At 42.2% G+C, this 24,299-nt stretch carries 15 protein-coding genes; 13 read left to right on the top strand and 2 right to left on the bottom strand.

What is annotated here, in order from left to right:
- Positions 1 to 73 precede the first annotated feature (73 nt).
- The 13 genes from F824_RS0110780 (at position 74) to F824_RS0110845 (ending at position 19,789) form a co-directional block, all read left to right on the top strand.
- Positions 74 to 1,807, top strand: coding sequence for a tetratricopeptide repeat protein (locus tag F824_RS0110780; RefSeq protein ID WP_026333639.1), 1,734 nt, complete (start codon positions 74 to 76; stop codon positions 1,805 to 1,807).
- Positions 1,800 to 2,537, top strand: a complete 738-nt coding sequence (locus tag F824_RS0110785; RefSeq protein WP_026333640.1) for a DUF4292 domain-containing protein — start codon at positions 1,800 to 1,802, stop codon at positions 2,535 to 2,537. Before F824_RS0110780 ends, F824_RS0110785 begins: the two co-directional genes overlap by 8 nt.
- A gap of 18 nt (positions 2,538 to 2,555) precedes the next feature.
- Positions 2,556 to 3,785, top strand: a complete 1,230-nt coding sequence (locus F824_RS0110790) for a murein hydrolase activator EnvC family protein (protein ID WP_019597903.1) — start codon at positions 2,556 to 2,558, stop codon at positions 3,783 to 3,785.
- A 111-nt stretch (positions 3,786 to 3,896) separates the two neighbouring features.
- Entirely contained in the window at positions 3,897 to 4,100 is a 204-nt protein-coding gene (gene tatA / locus F824_RS0110795) for a twin-arginine translocase TatA/TatE family subunit (RefSeq protein WP_019597904.1), read from the top strand.
- A 12-nt stretch (positions 4,101 to 4,112) separates the two neighbouring features.
- Entirely contained in the window at positions 4,113 to 5,543 is a 1,431-nt protein-coding gene (gene gatA / locus F824_RS0110800; protein ID WP_019597905.1) for an Asp-tRNA(Asn)/Glu-tRNA(Gln) amidotransferase subunit GatA, read from the top strand.
- 17 nt (positions 5,544 to 5,560) lie between these two features.
- Positions 5,561 to 6,991 carry a lytic transglycosylase domain-containing protein gene (locus tag F824_RS0110805; RefSeq protein WP_026333642.1) on the top strand — a complete coding sequence of 477 codons (1,431 nt, stop codon included), beginning with the start codon at positions 5,561 to 5,563 and terminating at the stop codon, positions 6,989 to 6,991.
- Between the two features lie 82 nt (positions 6,992 to 7,073).
- Positions 7,074 to 8,180 carry a DUF4837 family protein gene (locus tag F824_RS0110810; protein WP_019597907.1) on the top strand — a complete coding sequence of 369 codons (1,107 nt, stop codon included), beginning with the start codon at positions 7,074 to 7,076 and terminating at the stop codon, positions 8,178 to 8,180.
- Positions 8,181 to 8,201: 21 nt separating this feature from the next.
- The gene (locus F824_RS0110815) at positions 8,202 to 10,472 is read left to right on the top strand and encodes an NADP-dependent malic enzyme (protein ID WP_019597908.1); all 2,271 of its coding nucleotides are present in this window, start codon (positions 8,202 to 8,204) and stop codon (positions 10,470 to 10,472) included.
- Positions 10,469 to 11,068, top strand: a complete 600-nt coding sequence (ruvA, locus tag F824_RS0110820) for a Holliday junction branch migration protein RuvA (RefSeq protein WP_019597909.1) — start codon at positions 10,469 to 10,471, stop codon at positions 11,066 to 11,068. The genes F824_RS0110815 and ruvA overlap by 4 nt, the downstream gene beginning before the upstream one ends.
- Positions 11,069 to 11,231: 163 nt before the next feature.
- Positions 11,232 to 18,224, top strand: coding sequence for a T9SS outer membrane translocon Sov/SprA (sov, locus tag F824_RS0110830; protein ID WP_019597911.1), 6,993 nt, complete (start codon positions 11,232 to 11,234; stop codon positions 18,222 to 18,224).
- 54 nt (positions 18,225 to 18,278) lie between these two features.
- Positions 18,279 to 18,656 (top strand): glycine cleavage system protein GcvH, encoded by a 378-nt coding sequence (gcvH, locus tag F824_RS0110835; RefSeq protein ID WP_019597912.1) that lies wholly within the window; start codon positions 18,279 to 18,281, stop codon positions 18,654 to 18,656.
- 51 nt (positions 18,657 to 18,707) lie between these two features.
- Positions 18,708 to 19,043, top strand: a complete 336-nt coding sequence (locus F824_RS0110840) for a VanZ family protein (protein WP_019597913.1) — start codon at positions 18,708 to 18,710, stop codon at positions 19,041 to 19,043.
- 71 nt (positions 19,044 to 19,114) lie between these two features.
- On the top strand, positions 19,115 to 19,789 hold the full coding sequence (locus F824_RS0110845) for an energy transducer TonB (RefSeq protein WP_019597914.1): 675 nt from the start codon (positions 19,115 to 19,117) through the stop codon (positions 19,787 to 19,789).
- Between the two features lie 240 nt (positions 19,790 to 20,029).
- Here the strand turns inward: F824_RS0110845 and F824_RS0110850 are convergent, their stop codons facing one another.
- Positions 20,030 to 20,908, bottom strand: a complete 879-nt coding sequence (locus tag F824_RS0110850) for a YicC/YloC family endoribonuclease (RefSeq protein ID WP_019597915.1) — start codon at positions 20,906 to 20,908, stop codon at positions 20,030 to 20,032.
- Positions 20,909 to 20,927: 19 nt separating this feature from the next.
- On the bottom strand, positions 20,928 to 24,299 hold the full coding sequence (locus F824_RS0110855; protein ID WP_019597916.1) for a biopolymer transporter Tol: 3,372 nt from the start codon (positions 24,297 to 24,299) through the stop codon (positions 20,928 to 20,930).

Raw genomic sequence — 24,299 nt, forward strand, 5'->3', positions numbered from 1 at the left:
CCCAATCCAACCCTTGTCAAGGCCATCCGTTAATTTCCCAAAGTGGTGGATTCAAAAGTTTAAATTTGATCGTGTGAAAATAGAAAGGATAATAATTGCCGGTTTATCAATGCTGTTGCTGTTTTGCCAGACAGTCAATGCCCAAGTTGATAAATCCCACAAAATAGGGAAAAAGGAGAAAACCCAAAACATCAAGGCAGACCGACTTTTTATTGAGGGTCAAAAAAACCTGATGCTGGAGGATTATGAAAAAGCTTATTTTTATTTCCGAAAAGCGCTTGAAATCAAGCCAAATGAAGGCGCTATCAACTTTAAATTGGCCGAAATACTATTAAAAGCCAATCGGGTTGATGAGGCATTGCCCTACGGCTTAAAAGCTGTGGCGGCAAACCCCGAAAACAAATACTATAATTTGGCGATGGCGGAAGTTTACAGCAAAAAAAACGAACCCCAAAAAGCCGCTGATATTCTTGAAAACCTGATGAGCAATTCGGAGGAAAACCAAAACTACATTCTGGATCTTGCCTCCCTGTATATGGGAAGTGGTGATTTCGACAAAGCCTTGGAAGCCTTCAATCGAGCAGAAGAATATTACGGAGTTGCAGAGCAACTCACCATCCAAAAACAAAGGATTTATTTGAGAAAAAATGATCTCAGCGGTGCTATCCGAGAAGGCCAAAACCTGATAGAAGCACATCCTGGAAATTCCCAGTATGTACTTTCCTTGGTGGAAATTCTTTTCAACAACGGAAGAACAGATGATGCGCTGTTAGTCATTCAACAATCTCTGGCAAATTACCCCAATCAGCCTGATCTCCAACTTGCCGCATATGCACTGTATAAGGAAAAATCGGATTTGGAAACCGCAGAGGCCCTGATATTGAAAGCATTTGGCAATCCAGATTTGGAAGCACAAGTGAAAGCACAGGCTTTTTCTGATGTCCTTCAGGAAATCAAAACTGAAAAAAGAGAAAAGCTCTTGGATCAATTGGAAGCACTGATGCTGGAAAACAACCCAAACGATGCTGAAATCTACACCGTCTTGGGAGACAGGAAAATGATGGCCGGCAACAAAGTAAGTGCCTTGGAAAGCTACAAAAAATCCATCTCCATCAATTCCGCCAACGATCAGGTCCTTCAGGGAATCATTACGATGATGTTTGAGACGGGAAAGGATTTTGATAAAATAGAAAAATATACCAGCATCGCTGTTGAGGAATTCCCTGCAAGGGCCGATTTCTGGTTCTTTGACGGCACGGCCAAATCTGCACAAAAGAAATCCTTGGAAGCTGAGGAATCTTTGGTCAAAGCCTTGGAGGTAAATCAATCCAAAAACAAGCAATTGGAAACCCTAGTCTATGGGCAATTGGGAGATACCTTTCACAGCATTGGCAAGAAGCAGGAAGCATATGATGCCTACGAAAAGGTTCTCAAAACCAACCCTGAAGATGAGCACGTCCTGAACAATTATGCCTATTTTCTCTCCTTGGCCAAAAAAGACCTGGAAAAAGCAAAGACCATGTCAGGGAAATTGATCCTTAAATTTCCAGAAAACACAACCTACCTGGATACGCATGCATGGGTGTTGTTTCAACTGAAAGACTATGAAGGGGCAAAGAAATACATGGAAAAGGCCTTGTTAATTGAGGAGACTCCGAGCGGCGTAATGCTGGAACACTTTGGCGACATTTTGTATCATCTTGGGAACAGAAACGAAGCAATTGCTTATTGGAAAAAAGCCCAAGGCGGAGACGAAACATCGAACCAACTGAATAAAAAAATACAAGACAAAAAATATTATGAATAAAATACTTTTAGGTGGATTGATGATTTTTTCCTTGTTCATTTCGGGCTGTGCCAAAAAACCGATCCTGTATTCCTCAGATGAGATCATGGAGGAGTTCATACCGAATTATTTTGAATACAAATACCTTAGTGCTAGGGCTAGGATCGTTATTGAAGAGTCTTCGGGAAAAACTACTCGGGGAACCCTGAATATCCGTGCAAAAAAAGACAGTGTCTTATGGTTCAGCATTACACCAGGGTTGGGCATTGAAGCGGTGCGAGGCATGGTGACAAGGGACAAAATCAGGATCAAAGACAGAATGAACGGTGAAGACATCAACATGAACTTTGCCGAATTTGAAGACAGATTTGGCTTGAAACTTTCCTTAGAAACTTTCCAAAACCTCGTGTTTGCAAACATCCCAAATGAATTCAGCTATAGGGACAGATTACTGCGGATCGGAAAGTCTTTTGAACTCACACAAGTCAGGGATGGCGTGAGGTATCATTCAAAAGTCAGTACCACACATGGGAAAGTCGAGGAGTTGACTAGCAATTCACTCAACAATCTTGGTGCTTTATTGGCCAGTTATCCCTCATTTGAAACCGTAAACAAACAACCTTTCCCAAGCAAAATGCTGGTCAAACTTTCCTTTAAAATTCCGGAGGAAATCCAAAATTTCATTATTCTTGTGGAAATGACAAAAATTGACACCCAGGAAAATTCACTCTCTTTTCCCTTTCAATTTTAGAATATGAAGCAACAAATAATGGTGCTTTGCCTGATTTTTGTTTTGGGAGCCCTTCCATGGCAGGCAGGATTTGCCCAAACCAAAAAATCAAGGGAGCAGTTGGAAAACGAAAAAGCGGATATTCAAAAGCGACTGATGGAGTTTGATAACATCCTCAAAAAAACAGCTGAAACCAAAAAGACTTCCATCGGGCAGCTCAATGTCGTCAACAAACAGCTTCAAACCCGAATCACCTATATCAACACACTCAGCCGTGAGGTAGTCCTGATCGACAAGGAGATTTCCGGAACGGAAAAAATGATCCTCAATCTGGAAAATGACCTGAAAAATCTCAAGGCTGAGTATTCCAAAATGATCTATACTGCGTCCAAGCTGAATGGCGGCTTGACGATGACTGCATTCGTTTTTAGCTCTACTACGTTCAAGCAGTTTTACATGAGATTGAAATACCTCAAGCAATATACTGACGCCAGAAAAAAACAGGTTGAACAAATAGAACTCGTGACAGCCGACCTTGCCTCCCAGCGAAAAAAACTGGAAGACAAGCGGGTAGAAAAACAACAAGTCATCAATCAGGAGCAGCGACAAAAGCAACAACTGGATGTCGCCAAAAAGGAACAACAGGGAATTGTCAATAACCTGACCCAGCAGGAAAAAGATCTTCGGAAACAAATAGCCGCTGCGAAAAAACAACAAGAAGGTCTCAACCGAATGATCAAACAGATTATCGAAGAAGAGATCAGACGTGCGGAAGCAGAAGCCAAAAAGAAAAACACAAAAACCACTACCGCATCGGGAAGCTCCATTCCACTAACCCCAGAGGCAGCGGCCTTGTCAAGTTCCTTTGCGGGAAACAAGGGGAAACTCCCTTGGCCGGTTGAAAGCGGATTTATTTCCAAAAGATTCGGAACACACCCACATCCTACTTTGAAAGGGATTTCGGAAGACAATGACGGCATAGACATTCAAACCAACCCAGACGCGGGCGTGAGATCCGTATTTGACGGAGTGGTGACGAAAATCTTCACGATTCCCGGATATGGTGGCACCATTGTAGTCAAGCACGGTGAATATTACACCATGTACAGCAAACTAAAGGTAATTTCAGTTAAATCCGGACAAACTGTGAAAGCCAAACAATTGCTCGGTCATGTTTTCACCAATAAGGAAGGCGTGGCTGAAGTCCATTTCGAATCTTGGAAGGGACTTCAGCCTATGGACCCGTCCATTTGGCTTACAGGCAGATAGAAATAAAAAAAGTGTATCTTTATAAAAAAGAAAGATAACGACCATGCAATCCTTTGCGTTAGAGTGGTACAGTTATATCTTTGTAAAACATAATCATTAAACAACAACGTCATGACAACATTGGGATTCATACAAAATATGGGAGGTGGATCAATAGTATTGATCATCTTGGTAATTGTCCTTCTTTTTGGTGCCAAAAGGATTCCCGAATTGGCTAGAGGGTTAGGTAGAGGAATAAGAGAATTCAAAGACGCCACCAAAGAAATTCAAGATGACTTGGAAGAGGGTTTAAAGGAAAAAAAGAAAAAAGACTAAAAAAATCAAACCTTGGAAAAATTCATTTCCTTCGATGAAATAAAAAAATCGCTTGAAAACAGAGAAACTGATTGTTCAGCGATTGTTAAATACTACCTCCAAAATATTCAAACGAAGGCGCATCTAAACGCCTTCGTTGAAGTTTATGAGCAGTCTGCTTTGGCTCAGGCCGAACTCATCAATGAAAAAATCGCCAGTGGCAAAGCGGGTAGACTTGCCGGGATGGTCATTGGTATTAAGGACGTTCTCTGTTATGATGCGCATGAAGCCAATGCTTCAAGCAAAATCCTACAAGGTTTTGAGTCCCAATTCACCGGCACAGCGGTACAAAGATTGATCGACGAAGATGCAATTGTAATCGGAAGATTGAATTGTGACGAATTCGGAATGGGAAGCTCAAACGAAAACTCAGTTCATGGACGTGTCCTAAATGCCGCTGACGAAACCCGAGTACCCGGTGGTTCTTCGGGCGGGTCGGCTGTAGCTGTTCAAGCCAACCTTTGCACCGTTTCCCTGGGAACGGACACAGGCGGATCAGTCAGACAACCTGCAGCATTCACTGGTATAGTGGGTATCAAACCTACCTATTCCAGGGTTTCAAGATGGGGATTGATCGCCTATGCATCCTCTTTTGACACCATTGGTGTGTTTTCAAAAACGGTAAAGGACAATGCCCTTGTGATGGAAATCATGGCTGGCCATGATAATTTTGACAGTACCGCATCTAGAAAACCTGTCCCAAAATACAGCGAACTGCTCCACTTTGATAAACGTGTGAAAATCGCCTATATCAAGGAAACAATTGAATCCCCGGCATTGCAGCCAGAGATCAAGGCCAACACCTTGGCCGTATTGGAGAAACTCAAAAACGAAGGGCATCAAGTTGAGGAAGTTGATTTCCCCTTGCTAAAATATACGCTTCCCACCTATTATATTTTGACCACTGCCGAAGCGAGTTCAAATCTTTCACGATTTGATGGCGTTAAATATGGGTACCGTACTCCCAATGCCCATAATCTGGAGAGCATGTACAAGCTTACGCGATCCGAAGGTTTTGGCGAAGAGGTAAAGAGAAGAATCATGCTTGGCACTTTTGTCCTTAGCGCCAGCTATTATGATGCTTATTTCACCAAAGCACAAAAAGTAAGAAGAATGATCAAGGAATCCACTGAGGATTTATTGAATAAATTTGACTATATTATCATGCCGACCACGCCATCTACGGCGTTTAAGTTTGGAGAGCACAGTAACGATCCCGTGGCCATGTACCTTGAAGACCTCTTCACCGTACAAGCCTCCGTCTCAGGAGTTCCCGCATTGTCCATCCCAAATGGCAAAGACAAATTGGGACTTCCGATCGGATTGCAGATCATTACCAACTCTTTCAAGGAAGCAGAACTTTATGCTTTTGCAAATTATTTGTCAGCGTTTAACAGCAATTGAAATCAAAATACCTGACCATGAAAAAATTCATCCCGCCTTTCTTTTTATCCCTTATTTTAGGTTTGATAGGGGGTCCACTTGTTCATGGTCAGGAACTTTTTTTAGTCAACAATGTCTCCATTGAGGAGGAGACGATTTCTCCAAAATATCAATTTGATTACATCCCTGATTTCACCTACCAGCAAGTAGCCACAAGAGTGGGTGCAATGGAGACGGAAATGTCCTTCAATTTGAATGAAAGGATTTTTTCCTTCATCAATTATTTTGCGGTCAGAAATAGGGAATATTCGAGAATGGTCTTGGAAAGAAAGGATATTTTCTTTCCTCTTTTTGAAGAAACATTGGCAAGGCACGACATGCCAGATGATATAAAGTTTTTGGCCATCATCGAGTCCGGACTGAATCCAAAAGCAAAATCAAGGGTAGGCGCAATGGGACTATGGCAGTTTATGCCTGCTACTGGAAGAATGTATAACCTGCACGCCAACAGTGATATCGATGACAGAATGGATCCGGAAATGGCAACAGATGCCGCAGCAAAGTATTTAAAATCCCTTTACAGAATGTTTGGGGATTGGGAAGTTGCTCTTGCTGCCTATAACTGTGGCCCTGGAAACGTCAGAAAAGCCATCAGGAAATCCGGTGGGAAGAAGACTTTTGAGGGAATATATGATCATCTTCCGAAAGAAACCAGAAGCTATGTCCCCCAATTTCAGGCAATGATGTATGTTTTGAGATATGCCGAGGAACACAATCTTGTCTTGGAACATCCCTCCTACCCCATTGCATATGACAAAATCCTCTTCAACCAAGAATTGGATTTGGAGAAATTCGCCAAAATGACGGACATTTGCATCGCCGATTTGGAACAGCTCAATCCTTCCATCCAAAATAGATTGATTCCCGCCTCACATCAAAATCTTGCCCTACGTATCCCAAAATCAAAATCCGACTACGTAACAGAAAATCTTAACGAGTTTTCAAATGCCGTGAAGTTGACTTCGGACAGGTATGTCGCCCTTCGGCAACCCAATAGCATCAACACCAACAAACCCGCAGTTGCGGCCACAACCAACGTTTCTACCGCCAACCAAGAAAGGATCCCTTATAAAGTAAAATCAGGTGATGCGTTGGGGAAAATCGCCCAAAAACATGGGACCACAGTGGACAACATCAAAAGTTGGAACAACCTGACTTCCAACACCATTAAGATTGGGCAAACACTCTACATTTTTGCCTCGCAAAAATCCCCAGATCAAAACATTGCCCAAAACACCCAACGATCACCTTCGTCAATCGAAAACCCAAAAGTCTATATCGTCCAGCCGGGTGACTCGCTCTGGTTGATTTCAAAAAAATTGAATGGAATTCATATTGATCAAATCAAAAAACTCAATAACCTGAATTCAAATCAAATCAAGCCAGGGCAAAAATTAATCATAGGATAAACTAAATTATTGGTATTTATTTTTTTTATTATTCCTCCATTTAATAAATTGTGAGCGTTTGATCCATTAAAAATTCAAAGTTATGTCCATAAAAAACAAATCCCTATTGGTACTTGCCCTATTTATGGCAAGTATGGTACTTTGGAGCTGTGAAGAAAATTCAGAGACGGCTTCCTCTATGAAACCCAAAGCCAGAGGGGCTATTGGAGAAATAGTTTTGGCCATCGATTCCGTCAAATGGCAAGGCCCTGTCGGCGTTGCCTTGAGAGAGGTCTTCCAAGAGGATCTCCAAGGACTCATTCGGGATGAAAGCATATTTACCATCAGGAGAGTCGATCCGAGAGCCATGTCACGAATCCTTCGCATGGCTACCAACATCGTCTATGTCACCACCTTCGATGACAGAAAAGCAGGCAGTCAAAACATCAATTCCCAGTTTACGAAAGAATCAAAAGAAAAAGCACTGTCTGACCCCTCGCTCTATTTACTGAGAAAGGTTGATGAATTTGCACTTGGCCAAGAAGTAATCTACCTTTTCGGAAACAGTGAGCAGGAACTTATCCAAAATCTTGAAATCAATAAAGGTAAGATTCAAAACTTATTCGCGGTCAGAGAAAGGGACCGATTGGCTAAATTGCTGCTTGCCAGAAAAAGCTCCTCTGCAAGTGTGGCAGGAGAACCCCTAGGGTTGAAAATAAATGTCCCTGCTTCTTATCAGATCGCCAAACAAGAGAATGATTTTTTATGGTTAAGACAACCTACACCAACAGGGAATCGGCCAGATATCAGTCTTTTCTTTTACGAAACCGACTATGTCTCCGAGGATCAAGTCTCGCCGGAATCCATTATTGAACTGAGAACTGAAATCACCCGGAAGCATATTTATGGGGATCCCAACAACAGAAATTCTTACTTGGTGATTGAGACGGTGGATCCCGCCCCCGTATTCAAAAATTTTATGATCAATAACAATTACGCTGTCGAAATCAGGGGCGGTTGGAAAACAAACAACCTGAGTATGGGAGGTTCCTTTTTGGCTTATGCGATCGTAGATAGCAAGGAAGGAAAACTGTATTATATGGAAGGCTTTCTATACTACCCAAATGAATCCCACCGTGAATCTATAAGAGAAATTGAAACCCTATTGCTAGCGACAGAAGTAGCCCCAAAAGGTGAAAAGGAAAGCTAATTAAACACACAATACACCTTTATGGCGATTAAAATCAGAAGAGAAGACGCATTAAATTATCATACCCAAGGCAAACCAGGTAAAATCGAAGTGGTTCCGACCAAACCCCTCTCAAGTCAAATTGACCTTGCATTGGCCTACTCACCCGGTGTGGCTGAACCCTGTAAGGAAATAGCTGCTGATAAAGAAAATGTCTACAAATACACGGCAAAAGGAAATCTTGTCGCAGTGATTACCAATGGCACAGCAGTATTAGGACTTGGTGACATCGGACCAGAAGCATCAAAACCCGTTATGGAAGGAAAAGGTGTCCTTTTCAAGAAATTTGCAGGTATCGATGTTTTTGACATAGAAATCGACGAGAAAGATCCTCTCAAACTAATCCAAATCATAAAATCGCTTGAGCCCACTTTTGGCGGAATAAATTTGGAAGATATCAAAGCACCGGAATGCTTTTTAATTGAAACCACGCTGAAAAAAGAGATGAATATCCCTGTCATGCACGATGACCAGCATGGGACGGCAATTATTTCTGGAGCGGCATTGATCAATGCGCTGGAAGTGGTGGACAAAAAACTTGAAAATATCAAGCTTGTGGTTTTGGGAGCTGGAGCTGCTGCAGTTTCCTGTACGAGGTTTTACATCAGTTTGGGTGTCAATCCTGAAAACATTGTCATCTGTGACAAAGAAGGTGTAATACGTGCGGACAGACACGATCTTGATGATATCAAGAGGGCTTTTGCTACCAATAGGGATATCCATACCCTTTCCGATGCCTTGACTGGCGCGGATGTATTCTTGGGCTTGTCCGCTGGGAATGTAGTGACAGCCGAACAAATCCAGTTAATGGGACCCAATCCAATTGTTTTTGCATTGGCCAATCCAGATCCTGAAATTTCCTATGAATTGGCAATGTCTTCCCGCGAAGATCTTATCATGGCTACAGGCAGATCTGACTATCCCAACCAAGTGAATAACGTTTTGGGATTCCCATACATTTTTAGGGGAGCATTGGATGTCCGAGCAACCTCGATCAATGAAGAGATGAAATTGGCAGCCACCAAAGCGATTGCCAAACTTGCCAAAGAAGCCGTACCCGAGATAGTTAACAAAGCCTATGGAGACAGCAAATTGGCTTTCGGTAGATTTTATCTGATTCCAAAACCACTTGACCCAAGACTCATCACTACTATTGCACCTGCAGTAGCAAGAGCAGCCATGGAATCCGGTGTCGCCAAAACCGTCATTACTGACTGGGAAGCCTATGAACTTGAACTTCAGGAGCGTATTGGAATTGACCAACGCCTGATGTCAAGAGTGATCTCCAGAGCGAAAAAGAATCCAAAAAGAGTCGTGTTTGCAGAAGCTGACAATATCAAAATATTGAAAGCTGCTCAAATCATTCGGGATGAAAAAATTGCCATTCCAATCTTGCTGGGCAACACCGACAAAATCAAGAACCTAATTGAGGAGAACAAGTTGGATTTGAGTGGTGTCACCATCATCAATCCTTATGAAAATGAAGACAAGTTAAGCCACTTTGGCAGCGTTCTTTTTGAGAAGAGAAAAAGAAAGGGTTTAACTGCACCTGAGTGTTACAGGTTGATGAGGGACAGAAATTATTTTGGCGCGATGATGGTACAATTGGGTGAAGCAGATGCGCTGATTTCGGGTCTTACCAAGGATTATCCCAAAACAATTCTTCCTTCCCTTCAAGTTATCGGGATCAAACCCGGAGTGGACAGGGTTGCGGGAATGTACATCATGAATACCGCAAAAGGCCCCTATTTCTTTGCCGATACGACCGTTAATCTCAATCCAACTGCTGAAGAATTGGCGGAAATCATTGGATTGACTGCCAGTGGAGTCAAATTCTTTGACATTGAGCCAAGAATCGCGGTCCTCTCCTATTCAAACTTTGGCTCAGCCAAGGGAGAAGTCGCTTCAAAAACTGCCAAAGCCACAGAGATTGCAAAAGCCAAATTCCCTAACTTGGTGATTGAGGGTGAAATGCAGGCCAATGTCGCATTGAATGAGGAAATTCAAAAAGAGAATTATCCATTCAGTGCCTTGATTGGAAAAAAAGCCAACACTTTGATTTTCCCCGACCTAAGCTCTGGTAACATCGCTTACAAACTCCTTTCAGAAATCGGAAATGCCGAGGCTATCGGCCCGATTCTTTTGGGGATGAACAAGCCCGTGCACATCCTACAATTAGGAAGTTCCATCCGGGAAATCGTCAATATGGTAGCGATTGCAGTGGTCGATGCCCAAACGCAAAGTGCTCTATGATCGTATATCTAAAAGGCAAACTTGTCTTTAAAGACCCCACTTATGTCATCATTGACATAAGTGGGATTGGCTATCAAGTCAAAATATCCCTTCAAACATATTCAAAAATAAAAGATGAGGAGCAGGTAATGCTCCTCACCTTTTTACACATCAAAGAGGATGCCCATACCCTATATGGATTCAAAGAAGAATCTGAGAAAAAATTATTTTTAAACCTGATCTCCATTTCAGGAGTGGGTCCGAACACTGGATTGATGATTTTATCCTCCCTAAGTACCGAAGAACTTGAGCAGGCCATTATCCAAGGAGATGACAAAACCATCCAAAATGTAAAAGGCGTTGGAATAAAAACTGCCCAAAGAATAATCTTGGAATTGAAGGACAAGGTGAGAAAGGATTCCCTTTTGGACAATGCTACTGCCCCACAAGGCTTTATGAAACAAAGTAATAAAACCCGGGAAGAAGCGTTGCAAGCATTGATTACTTTGGGTTTTCCAAAAGCAGCCGCCGAGAAAAATATAGCGACAGTTTTGAAAAAAACAGGGAACGAAATTTCCTTAGAAGATTTAATTAAAGCATCTTTAAAAACTTCTTAATTAATAGAAAAACCAATTGGACTTTTGCTGTAGCTGTTTTTTTTTGGAAAAGCGTTCAGTCTTCTTCTTCCCGACAATAGCGCTCCTGCTCTTGAATTTTTCATTATTCCCTATAGCGAAAGCCAAGGCCCAACAAACAAATATTGATACACTAAACACAAGAATGGACTCCCTCAATAAAAGAAGGATGCTCCCCTCTTTTCTTTTGTGGCAAAACCTGAACACAAATCCATTATACCCAAGCCAAAACCCCTTCAGCAAACGGTATTCGCCATTTTATCTCAATGGGGCCAAAGAACAAAAAATACAAGTTGAGCTGGATTCTGTTTTGAAGTATAGAATTCAAGATCAGTTGGATTCAACAGATGTGGAATCAGGTTATGTCTATGATTTTGAGGATTTCTCAAAACTCCAAGAATTCCGAATCAGGCAGGAGTATTGGCGCAACCGATCCAGGGGAATGGATGGAGAAAGTGCCGTAAGTGGTAGATCACTTATCCCCCCTATTACGGTAAGCCCAACTTTTGACCGGATTTTTGGGGGAAGCGAGATCAACATTACCCCCACCGGCTATGTCAACTTGGATCTTGGTGCTATCTTTCGAAGAATAGACAATCCCTCGATACCCATCCGACAACAACAGAATGGCGGGTTCAATTTCGACCAACAGATCCAAATGAGTGTGAATGGAACTTTGGGTCAAAAGATGAAGCTGGGCGCCAATTTTGACTCAAACAATTCTTTTGATTTTCAAAATCAACTTAAGGTAGAATACACAGGGTTTCAGGAAGACATCATCAAAAGCATCGAAATCGGAAATGTCAGCATGCCGATCCAAAACAGCTTGATTCAAGGTGCTCAAAATCTTTTCGGTGTCAAAACACAGCTTCAATTCGGGAAATTGATGGTCACCGGTGTTGCTTCTACCCAAAGGGGAAGAAGGGATGAACTGGTCATCGAAGGAGGAGGTCAGGGGAGAAGTTTTGAGATCCAAGGCTCCGATTATGATGAAAACAGGCATTTCTTTCTGGGACATTTTTTCAGGGAAAATTACGAAAGATGGTTAAGAGGTTTGCCTCAGATTCTTTCAGGGGTAAATGTCACCAGAGTGGAAGTTTACATCATGAACCGGGCAAACAACACCGAAACCCTCCGGAACTTTGCCGCATTTATAGATCTTGGAGAAGGCCAACGGGTTTTCAAGCCAGGAAACCCCAATGTTGGACCGGGATCTCCCGGAGCCCCTGCAGGAAACGCGGCCAACCTTCTCTATGCCAACCTCAACGGCAATCCCTCCTTCAGACCCTTTGATACTGGATCAAATGCAATAGAGAACGCTCTTGGACTAGTGAAAGGAGTTGATTTTGAGCAGATCAATGGTTCGAGAAAGTTGGCTCCCACCGAATTTATTTTCAATCGGGAACTTGGATATATTTCACTGTCTAGGAAGCTCCAAAATGATGAAGTACTTGCCGTTTCCTATGAATACACCTTCAACGGCAATGTTTTCAAGGTTGGTGAATTATCGGAAGACTATCAAAACAGGCCCGAAAATGAGATCATTTTCATGAAACTCCTTAGGCCCGCAAGGATCAATACCAGGATTCCAACTTGGGACCTGATGATGAAGAATATATACAACCTGAATGCAGCCCAAATAAAGCAAGACGGTTTCCAACTCCAGATCATCTATCGGGATGACCGGACGGGATTGGACAATCCCAGCTTGTTGGAAGGTGCGAATTTAAAAAATCAGCCCTTAATCCGATTGACAGGTTTGGATAACCTGAATCCCCAGAATGACCCTTCCCCTGACGGAAATTTCGATTTCATTCCGGGGGTCACTATTTTCCCTGACAGAGGTTATTTGGTTTTCCCTGTTTTGGAACCCTTCGGGAAAACCTTGGAAAAACTCTTTCTCCCCAATGAAGCGGTGCTGCAAGACAAATATGTCTATGACACCCTTTACCGAACAACCCAAGCGGATGCGGAATTGGTCACCAGACTCAACAAATTTTTCTTAAAAGGAAGGCTCAATGCCGGTTCCTCCTCTGAGATACTCCTCCCAGGTCTTAATATTTCTCCCGGATCCGTCATCGTCATGGCAGGAAACATCCCCCTTACCGAAGGGGTTGATTTCACCATCGATTACAACATCGGAAGGGTCAATATCATCAATGAAGGAATTTTACAATCTGGAAAAAGAATTTCCATCAGTTTTGAAAAGGCCGATTTGGTTTCTTTTCAGACCAGGAGTCTTTTGGGCACCAGAATCGATTATTTGCACAGTGACAAATTCAACGTGGGAGGCACTTTCCTTTTCCTCAACGAAAGACCCAATATCACCAGAATAGCCACAGGAAGCGAGACTTTGAGAAACAGTATGTGGGGCTTGGATGCCAATTTCAGCGACGAGTCAAGGTTTTTGACGAAATTTGCTGATGCATTGCCTTTCACCAACACCAAGGAAGAATCCATGGTGCAAATCAGCGGTGAATTCGCACAACTCCTTCCGGGAACCTCAAACAAGGTCAATGGAGAGGCTGCATCCTATATCGATGACTTTGAATCTGCCATTATCCCATCCAATTTGGGTGGTGCTGCTGCCCAGACTTGGAAGTTGGCGGCTACGCCCAAAACCGAGAATGATGCTTTTGATTTGAGCCTGATGACCGAAGACAAACTCGGAAACGCCTACAAAAGGGCTCGGGTCGCTTGGTACAATATCGACAACATCTTCTATAGGGAACAGGGCCAAGGTGTCCCTTCCAACATCAGCAGGGTAGACCGAAACAATCATTATGTGAGGAGAGTTATCCCCCAAGAAATTTTCCCCAGAAGGGATCGTGATGTAATCGTGGTACCAGAGCCACTTTTCGAATTGGCCTATTTCCCTGCTGAAAGAGGAATGTACAATTACAATCCAGCACTTACGCCCGATGGACTTCTCCCAGATCCAAAAAGCAATTATGGTGGTGTCACCCGAGCCATTACAACGGAAGTGGATTTTGACAGGACAAATATTGAATACTTGGAATTTTGGTTGCTGGATCCATTCATCCAAGGTGAAAATGGCCGGGTGCTGGATGGGGTTTTTAATCAGAACAACACCACGGGAGGAAAGCTAAGATTCAACTTGGGGGATATTTCTGAAGACATTATCAAGGATGGAAGACACGGTTTTGAAAACGGTCTTCCCGTAGATGGAGATCCGAACCAGACAACAATGACCGAATGGGGTAGGATTACGAGACAACAATTTCTCATTCCTGCTTTCGACAACTCTCCTACGGCAAGGGCAAACCAGGATGTAGGTCTTGATGGTCTCAAAAGTGAAGATGAAGTTGCTTTTTTCAGGGACCGATTCCTCAATCGACTGAATGTCAACCCTCCTGCACTTGCCCAGATTTTAGAAGACGTATCTTCCGATAATTTTCAATATTATCTGGATGAAACATTTGATCGAAGTGACACCAAAATCTTGGAAAGATACAAGAAATTCAACGGGATGGAGGGAAACACCCCTATCACCTCCAATGTCAATTTGCCCTATATCCCTTCTGGCTCCAATCTTCCCGATAATGAAGATTTGAACAATGACAATACCATCAACGAACTTGAAAATTATTATGAGTATGAAATTGACCTAAAACCCAATGAATTGGAAGTAGGGAGCAATTACATTGTGGATAAGGTTACGAGCAATCAAAGCGGTGATGAAGTTTCTTGGTATTTGTTTAGGATTCCTGTAAGGACTCCGGATAGAACAGAAGGAGATATCAGCGGCTTTAAATCCATTCGGTTTATGAGAACTTATTTGACTGGATTTGAACAACCTGTTGTGCTCAGGATGGCGAATTTTCGGCTGGTAGGTTCCCAATGGAGGGTATTCCAAGAATCGCTTTTTGAACGTGGCTTTTTTGAGATTCCAGAACCTGACAATTCAAATTTGACTGTGGGTGTAGTAAACATTGAAGAAAACAGTCAGGGAAGCCCCACCCAGAGCCCCTACGTACTGCCTCCGGGAATCACCCGAGACAGAGACAACCTGTCCACAGTGGAAAGACAGCTCAATGAGCAATCCCTCAAACTTTGTGTGGAAGATTTGCAGGCCCGAGATGCCCGAGCAGTGTTCAAAAACATGAATGGTCTGGACATGGTCCAATTCAAAAGATTGAAGATGTTTTTTCATGCAGACAGTGAGGATGCACGCGATGGCGAGCTTACAGCATTTTTGAGAATCGGCACAGATTACACGGACAATTACTACGAAATAGAAGTTCCATTATTGATCACTCCGAAAGGAACGAGGGATCCAAGTCAGATTTGGCCTCTTGAAAATGAAATCGATGTGGCGATCAGCGAAATCGTGGGGGTAAAAGTAGCAAGAGACAATCAACGGGTTCCTTTGAACCTCGCCTTTAGCCAAGACATTCGTCAATACAAGGTTACAGTCGTCGGTAGGCCAGAATTGAGTATGATCCAGGGCATGATGATTGGAATCAGAAATCCTGGGAACAGCGGAACCGCGGCAAGATCTGTTTGTCTTTGGGCAAATGAATTGCGCGTCACTGGATTCAACGAGTCCTCAGGCTGGGCAGCCAATGCCATATTGAATGCAAAAATTGCAGATGTAGCTGTCATTTCGACTTCCATCAGACACAACGCAATAGGTTTTGGAGGATTGGAAACCCGCTTGTCACAAAGGGCAAGACAGGCGAGCACCCAATATGATATTTCAGCCAACATCAATGTGGACAAATTGCTACCGGAAGCCCTGAACGTGAATATCCCAATGTATGTCAGCTTTGAAAATGCTTCCATTAGGCCAGAATTTGACCCCTTGAATCCAGATGTGCCTTTTGAAGTCGCCTTAGGGAAATTCAGTACCGACTCAGAAAGGGAATTTTATAGAAAACAGGTCGTAGATCAGGTAAAAAGAAAAAATATCGGTTTTACCAATGTCAGGAAAAACAGGAACCCCGAAAAGGAAAAAACACATGTTTATGATTTGAGCAATTTCTCCTTTTCGTATGCTTATGGCTCGGTAAAACAAAGCAACATCAATACCGAGAGCTACAATTATGAGACATACGTGGGAAATGTCAGCTATAATTACCAACCCAAACCATTGGTTTTTGAGCCATTCAAGAATTCCGAAAAACTCAGTGGAAAACATCTAAAACTAATCAAAGATATAAATTTCAATTTCTCCCCCACCCTGTTCACTGCCCGACTGGACTTGGACCGGCGTTTTATGCGTACCCAGTACAGGAATGACCAATTGGGAATTGAGGGTGTGGATCCATTCTTCCAAAAAAGCTTCTTCCTGAATCGATCTTACAACCTGAATTGGGATCTTACCAAAAACCTCCGTGTGGATTTCATGAGCAGAGTCCTATCAGTGATCGATGAGCCTGAAGGAGACCTCGATTCGGAGGTGAAAAGGGATTCCCTAAGGACCAACATCAGAAACTTGGGAAGAACCACCAATTACACCCATCAATTGATGGTGAACTATACCCTGCCCTTGGACAAAGTTCCAAGTCTGGATTGGATTAGGGCAGACATGCGATATTCGGCAAATTATTCATGGCTGACTGGTGCCATTGGACAAAAAGACACTTTGGGGAATGTGATCCAAAACACCAGAGACCGAGCCTTCAACGGCAAACTGGATTTTGTCAGGTTGTATAACAAAAGCGCCAAGCTAAAGGCCTTGAGTGCACCAAGGCGGCCAAGCATCCCCGGAAGAACCACTATCAATGCACAAGATACCATAGGCACTCCATTCACGAACAAACTTTTGAAATTGCTGACGATGGTCAAGGATATCAATTTTAGGTATTCCATCATTGAGGGCACGTTCCTGCCCGGATATATGGAAAACACAAATTTGCTTGGATTGGACAGAAGCTTTATGAATCCAGGTCTGGGATTTATCACCGGAAGCCAAAATCCAAATATTCGGTTTGACTTGGCCAATCAAGGCCTAATGGCACCAAGTGCCGAAATGACCCAATTGTTCCGACAGAACCAATCCAGAAACCTTCAAATCAATGCTTTGGCAAGTCCTATGCGTGATTTCAACATTACCCTAGAGGCTAGAAAAAGGGAAAACGGGGAATACAGCGAAATTTTCAGAAATTCTGACCAAATTCCGGGAGAGTTCGGATCGCTCAGTCCGAATAGAATGGGCTCCTACAGCATTACCTATTCGATGATGCGCACTACATTTGCCAGAGATGACCAGAACAACAACTCTCCTTTATTCACGAATTTTGAAGGGTACAGATCTATCATCCAATCCCGACTCAATACCCAAAACCCTGGGGGAGAATATTCGATAAATGGTCAGGATGTGTTGGCCCTTTCCTTTCTTGCCGCTTATGGTGGCCGAGATCCCGAGTCATTGGAGCTAAACCCTTTCCCCAAAATCCCCTTGCCAAATTGGAGGCTGGATTATAAGGGGCTTTCACAAATCCCTGCCCTGCGTGAGTATTTTTCAAGTATCAATATTACACATGGGTATGCCTCCACGTTTGAAGTAAGTAATTTTTCAAACTCACTTCTATATCAGAAAGGTTTGGAATTGTACAACAATATTCAAAGCATCCCAGGGGCTTCCCTCACCAATGAATTCGGTCAATACATCCCCATTTTCATCCTCAATCAAGTGATTCTAACCGAGCGATTTGCACCACTGGTAGGTGTCAACTTTTTGACGAAATCGAGATTGAACATTTCGATGGAATACAATTCCGAAAGAAATATTGGTTTGAATTTCTCCAATGCTCAGGTAACGGAACAAAAAAGCCGGGACTTTGGATTTGATCTCGGATACACCAAAGCTGGGGTGAAGATCCCTTTCAAGATCCAAGGAAGACAAGAGGTCCTCAACAACGACCTTCAAATCAGAATCAACACCCGGGTAGTCGATACCCAGCAAGTCCAAAGAAAAATCGGTGAAGAAAGTACCATCACCAATGGCAACATTAACATTCAAATTCGTCCTACTGTCGGTTATGTCATCAATCAAAATCTCAATATCCAATTGTATTTTGACAGGACCATCAATGATCCAAGGGTTACAACCGCCTTTAGGAGAAGTTCTACCGCTTTTGGTGGACAATTGAGATTTAATTTATCGCAATAGGTTTTATCATTTGGTTAAACCTCGTATTTTTGAACTCCTTAATTAAAAACAAATATGGATTTTCCTGAAGAATTAAAGTACACAAAAGACCACGAGTGGGTAAGATTTGAAAATGGAATTGCTACGATTGGCATAACCGAATTTGCCCAGAAAGAATTGGGAGATATCGTTTATGTTGAGGTTGAAACTGTCGGTGAAAGCATTGCTTCCGGTGAAGTATTTGGAACAGTAGAAGCGGTTAAAACAGTCTCCGATCTTTTCATGCCCCTGACTGGAGAAATCATTGAATTCAATGAAGAATTGGAATCATCCCCTGAATTGGTCAATGAATCCCCTTACTCCACCGGCTGGATGATCAAAGTGAAGTTTGAAGGAGAAATCCCATCTGATCTTTTGTCTGTAGAAGAATATACCGAATTGATCGGCGCCTAATTGGTTTTGTTAAAATTCAGATTCATTCCTGCGGTATTGTGGCTGCTACTTATGTGCGTGGCTTTGTTTACCCCTGGTGACAACCTCCCCTCAACCCCCTTGTTTCCACAAAAAGACAAAGTCATTCACTTTCTGATATTTGGGATGTTGACATTTCTTTGGAGTAGGGTAGGGACTTTGGATGCAAGGAAAAAGTTAAAAAAACTGAATTTTTTTACTAACTACTTAGTCTTTGGGATAATTCTTGCTATCTTACTAGAGTATTTGCAAAAGTATGTACCCAACAGATCTTTTGATCTTTGGGACATTGCCGCCAACATCATTGGAGGAACCATTGGCGTAATTTGTTTTTATATTTTGTACAAGAGGGATTCCAAACTTGTATAAATAAAAATAAATGGCTAAAATTGTTAACTTTAAATTGTAATCAGACAATAACCATTATAAAGCGTAAATCAATGGAAGCTAAAAAAACACCAGCGGCTGATTTGACCAAAAAAACAGGAATGTTCATGAATTTTGGTCTAGCCATAAGTGTCGGATTGGTTCTATTTGCTTTCGAATACAAATCCTATGACAGGGGTGATTTGAAAGACTTAGGGCAAGTAACCGACACTTTTGAAGAACTATTGGATATTCCTATTACAGAACAGCCACCACCACCGCCGCCACCAATTGAGCAGCCAATCATTCAAGAAATCCCTGATGAGGTAGAAATCGAAGAGAAAATTGAGGTTAATTTTGATTTGGATGTAAAAGAGGATATGGTTATCAAAGAGGTAATCATCGCAGATGCTCCAGTTGTGGAAAAAGCAGATGAGATCTTTGATGTTGTGGAAAACGCACCAATGCCTCCAGGAGGTATGGAAGGTTGGAATCAATACCTAAGCAAAAACTTAAAATACCCAACCCAAGCGAGACGTATGGGGATTGAAGGCACTGTATATGTGGTATTCGTAGTCAATACGGATGGATCTATTCAAGATGCCGCAATACTTAGAGGTATCGGTGGGGGTTGTGATGAAGAAGCCCTTAGAGTAGTCGCCAACGCCCCCAAATGGGAGCCTGGAAAGCAAAGAGGTCGCCCAGTTAGAGTAAGGATGAGACTTCCTATTCGATTCAAACTAGGTTAATCATACCAACAGCACATAAAAAAAGGACCTTAAAGGTCCTTTTTTTATGTGCTGTTTTTTTCGCTGTTTCATCCCGAATTAGGCATTGGGTTTCCTGTTGGAGTTGAACTGGTAAATAATCAGACTATTTATTGGCAGAACAAAACGGCTTACCGATGTGGTGGTGTCAATAACAGGAAACAACTGAATGATTATTAAACAATTTCATGCTCAAAAAGAATTGGCAATGTGTCACACGGTTTAAAGGATATTCAAAGCTTGTTCCTTGATTTTTTCCAATTCATCTTTCATGACAATGACATGTTTTTGGATGCTTGCATCATTGGCTTTTGACCCGATGGTGTTGATTTCCCGCCCGATTTCCTGACTGATGAAACCAAGCTTTTTACCTTGATTGAATTCATCTTCCAGATTTTTCTCAAAGTAATCAAGATGTGTTCCGAGTCTGACAATTTCTTCGGTAATATCAACTTTTTCAAAATAGTAGATCAATTCCTGCTCGAACCTATTGGCGTCAAAACTATTTTCCTCCAACCATTCCTTAAAATTGTTTTTGATCCTGTCTCTGATTCTTGATTTTCGAATTGGGTCTTCAATAATGATCCGATCCAATCCCTGTCTTATCACACCTAGATTCTCCTTGAACTTGCGACCCAACACTTCACCCTCATCCTCTCTAAAGGCATTGCAATGCTCAAGTGCTTCGATCAATACGTTTTTCACTGCCTCCCATTCTTCTACTCCGGATGTCTTTTCCACTACATTGGAGATGACACTGGGAGATTGCAGGGCTAGTTTGAAAAGATCTGGCGAATCAGCGCCTACATGCAAGGCAAGCGACTGATATTTCTGATAAAATGAATGGAAAAGGTCTTCGTTGATACTTACGGGCAGTTCCGCACCTTTCTTATTGGCAAAATCAATGGATATATTCACTTTTCCCCTTTCCAAGACCCCGCTTACAAGGTTACGGATATCAAATTCCTTTTCGGAAAATTGTCTTGGACTGCGAATGGAAAGGTCAAGGAATTTAGAGTTTAAGGTTTTTACCTCCACACTAACGATGAAATTATCATCTTCAAAACCTGCCAGACCATAGCCTGTCATGGATTTTATCATATTTAAAGAAAATTTGGGATTAGAAATTATACCCTAAGGTAACATAAAATTTAAGATCTTTATTTTGGTAGTTTCTTACGGGTCGGGCCAGATCAAATTTCACATAATAATTCAACAATACCGTCCTTAATCCAGCTCCATAACTTTGAAGCCAAGGATTATTGAAATTGTTGAGTGTGATCACAAATGGGGAACCATTGGTATTGATGACTTCGGTGTTTTGGTCATTCACCTTTTCCCAAGGTGCGGCATCATCCCAAGATGATCCTGCATCATAAAAAGCTACCATTTGGAAATTTTTGATGAAGTTGGAGGTAATGTTCCCCCGTGACAAATAGGAGAATAATGGGAATCTTAGCTCCGCTGTGAAGGTAACCATGTTCCTGCCCCGTATTTCATCATAATCATATCCCCTCAAATCAACGAATTCCGCAAAAAGTATATTGGAATTCTCAAACCCACCATCATTTCTAACTGGGGATTGTTCCGGTCGATTCGTGGGTGGTCTATAAAATTGATTGAACAACCAATTGTTCATGCCTCCCAAAAGATAGGATTGTGGGTTTTTACCAAAAAAGGATCCTGCATAAAGTCTGGTGGCAAAGGTGATGTTTTTATGTATTTTTTGATAATTCCTGAAATCAAGATAAATATTGGAAAAGGACCTTTCCCCATTGTTCAATCCCTGGTAGTGGACAGCTCCAATCTTTCCTTTCATACCCTGCTGCATGTATAAACCCAATTGCTGTGTTTTGTCTATGACAAATTCAGCTTTTCCTCCAGCATAATTGACGTTGAAATAGTTTTGATCGGGCTGAACGCCTCTCAGGATAGAATCTGTATTAAGATTGAAATATTGCGTCTTGGCAACAAATGGGGATAGGCTAAACCTACTGTGAACAGTCAAGGGATAGGAAACAGCGATTTCTGTTTTGGTGAGCGCATATTTTTGGAAAGTAAGGTCTCCTTCTGATATTTGAAGCGTTTTCCTATCAAACCTTCCTCTGAAATCAATTCTATGTTTAAGGTATTCGTATTCAAAATAAATATCAGCTCCGGATCTAAAATCCAAGGTAGTCATCAAGCCACCCTGAAAAGAATGATTGTCTAGCAAATCCGTCATCTTTCCATTCAAACTGATGCCAAAACCCCGAAGGGGATCCACAACAAAAAACGTTTTGAGGCTACTGGTGATGAATTGTGGGATCATATTTCTAGGTCCAACCACTTGTTTTTGCATTCCTTGTTTCCGGAAATTGTCAAGAAGGCTGCTGCGGGATGCTGAAATCAACGATTGCCGCTGCTGGTTCATCGTCAGGTCTGGGATCGTATCGAAAACATAATTTTCGGTATCTATTCCGCCCTTCCTTTGAAATTGCAACCTGTCAGTATTGATCCTTCCGGTAAGCTTTTCGGTAGTCGGAATTGTATCCGAAAGCACTGGCACAATATTGCTTCGAGAAAAACCCTCCACCCTTAAATCCTCAATATTTTGGTTAACAAGGGTATCCCGGATAATGGCATCGCGAGTTCGGTCATTTTCCCCTCTAAAAGGGGCCGTTTTAATGGAATCAGGTTGTTCTGCCCTTCTCGCCGCGATTCTCTCATTCAGGCTTTTGGCTTGCGACAGTTGGATTCTTGGGGTACTGGGAGTGAATTGATCTGTATTGGAAAAGGCCTCCACCACCAATTTGCTCTGGTTTCCATCTCTGTAGGAATAGGCTACCCTATTAAGCTTGGAAGAATAGTCAAAACTTTCCAGGCTTTTGTTGAAAGCAGATACTTGACTGGAAATCCCATTGGAAATACTCAAGCGCATCAGGTTCGTGATCCCACTTTGGTCACTTAAATGCAAAATATTGTTCCCATTCATCACCCTAGGGCGCGTATTCTGGTTGTTGACATTTGTCAATTTCGTGGTGACCAAGGTATCCCCAAGATCGATTTTGAAAATGTTGAAATAATCAGGCAATATTTTCACATCCGGCGATTTGGTCAAAACCGAATCTGGCAAATCAGTGAAATTGGACACATATATAATCGTAGAATCATTCAAAAAAATCGGTGAAAGATTGTCAAAAAAATCGTTGGTAATCCTTCTGCCCTGCCCTCTTACATTCAGTGAAAATATATCTGTTTTTCCATTGGAGATGGCGGAAAGCACCATATTTCTCCCTGTGGAATTGAAGTCCAAGCTCAGAATCTGGGTGATATTCCTAAGAAATATTTTGTCTTGGGAAGATCCATCAATGGCCCTTGACCTCAAGGTGGTTGTTCCTCTTTTGAAAGTTGCAATGGCTAAATTTAAGGTGTCCTTCCAGGCAATGACCGGAGTGGTAAGGTTTACAGGTTGATCGATGGAAACCGACCCACCGGAGTAAATCGTCCTTTCCCTGCCTGTTGAAATTTCTCTTACCTGAACTTTGAATTTCCCACCACTATTGACCACATACGCAAGGTTTTTTGCATCTGGGCTAAATTTAATGTCATTGATTCCTCCAAGAACTGATGAGGAAGTGGATGCGATTTGGTTCGTCGTGGGAATGTCCTTAAAATTGGCCAAAACCTGTTGGTTACTCCCAACATAAAACTGACGCCACTGATCCATAAAGGCATTATAATTGACCCCTATGGTATTTGCAATGCTGTTTTCTTCGTTTCTGTTTATCCTACTCAGATTAAGAACGCTCGAAATATATCTTCTGCCGTATTTCTCCACAATGAAATTCCAGACCGATTGACCGACTAAAACCGCCTCTTTTTCTTGAAGTCTATGGAGCCTCGCCTTCTTATCTTCTCTAAAATAATGACGTACATAATCATCCATCTCCCTGCTCCAACCGTGTGCAAGGTACATGGCAGCACCTTCGATATACCATTCAGGGAAACTGTTGATTAAATTGGACTGAAATGCATCGGCAATGGTAGAACCATAAAGCATTTCCTCAATGATCACTTTGGAAGTGCCATAGATCAAGTCTTTTTTGAAGGCTTCCCAATTCCCTGGAAAAGCCACTTCTGCCAGCAATCTGCTAAAAAATGTCTGTCCATCTATAGTGTACTCGTCTTTGTTCAAATTCAGATTACTCTGGAGCAATTCCTCAGGGGAATTGTAGATGAAAATTTTGGGCTTGGTATATGCCACATAGCCGATCAATTGGGTGAGCCGGTCAAACTCTCCCTCCAGATAATCGATGGCCATCTTGGCATTGGCCATACCCCCTCCATAATAATAAACTTCAAAGTTATTTGAGCTGTACAGGTACCAATCCATTTCCTTGTGCTGGATCCTGTTCTTCCCAAACCTTTCCTTATCAAATTGCGCATGGAGCACATTTGACCCCAGGAGCATTCCCAGCGTAAAGACAATGAATAAAATGTTTTTCTTCAT

Origin of the sequence: Rhodonellum psychrophilum GCM71 = DSM 17998, assembly GCF_000381545.1 — a bacterium.
Lineage (GTDB): Bacteria > Bacteroidota > Bacteroidia > Cytophagales > Cyclobacteriaceae > Rhodonellum > Rhodonellum psychrophilum.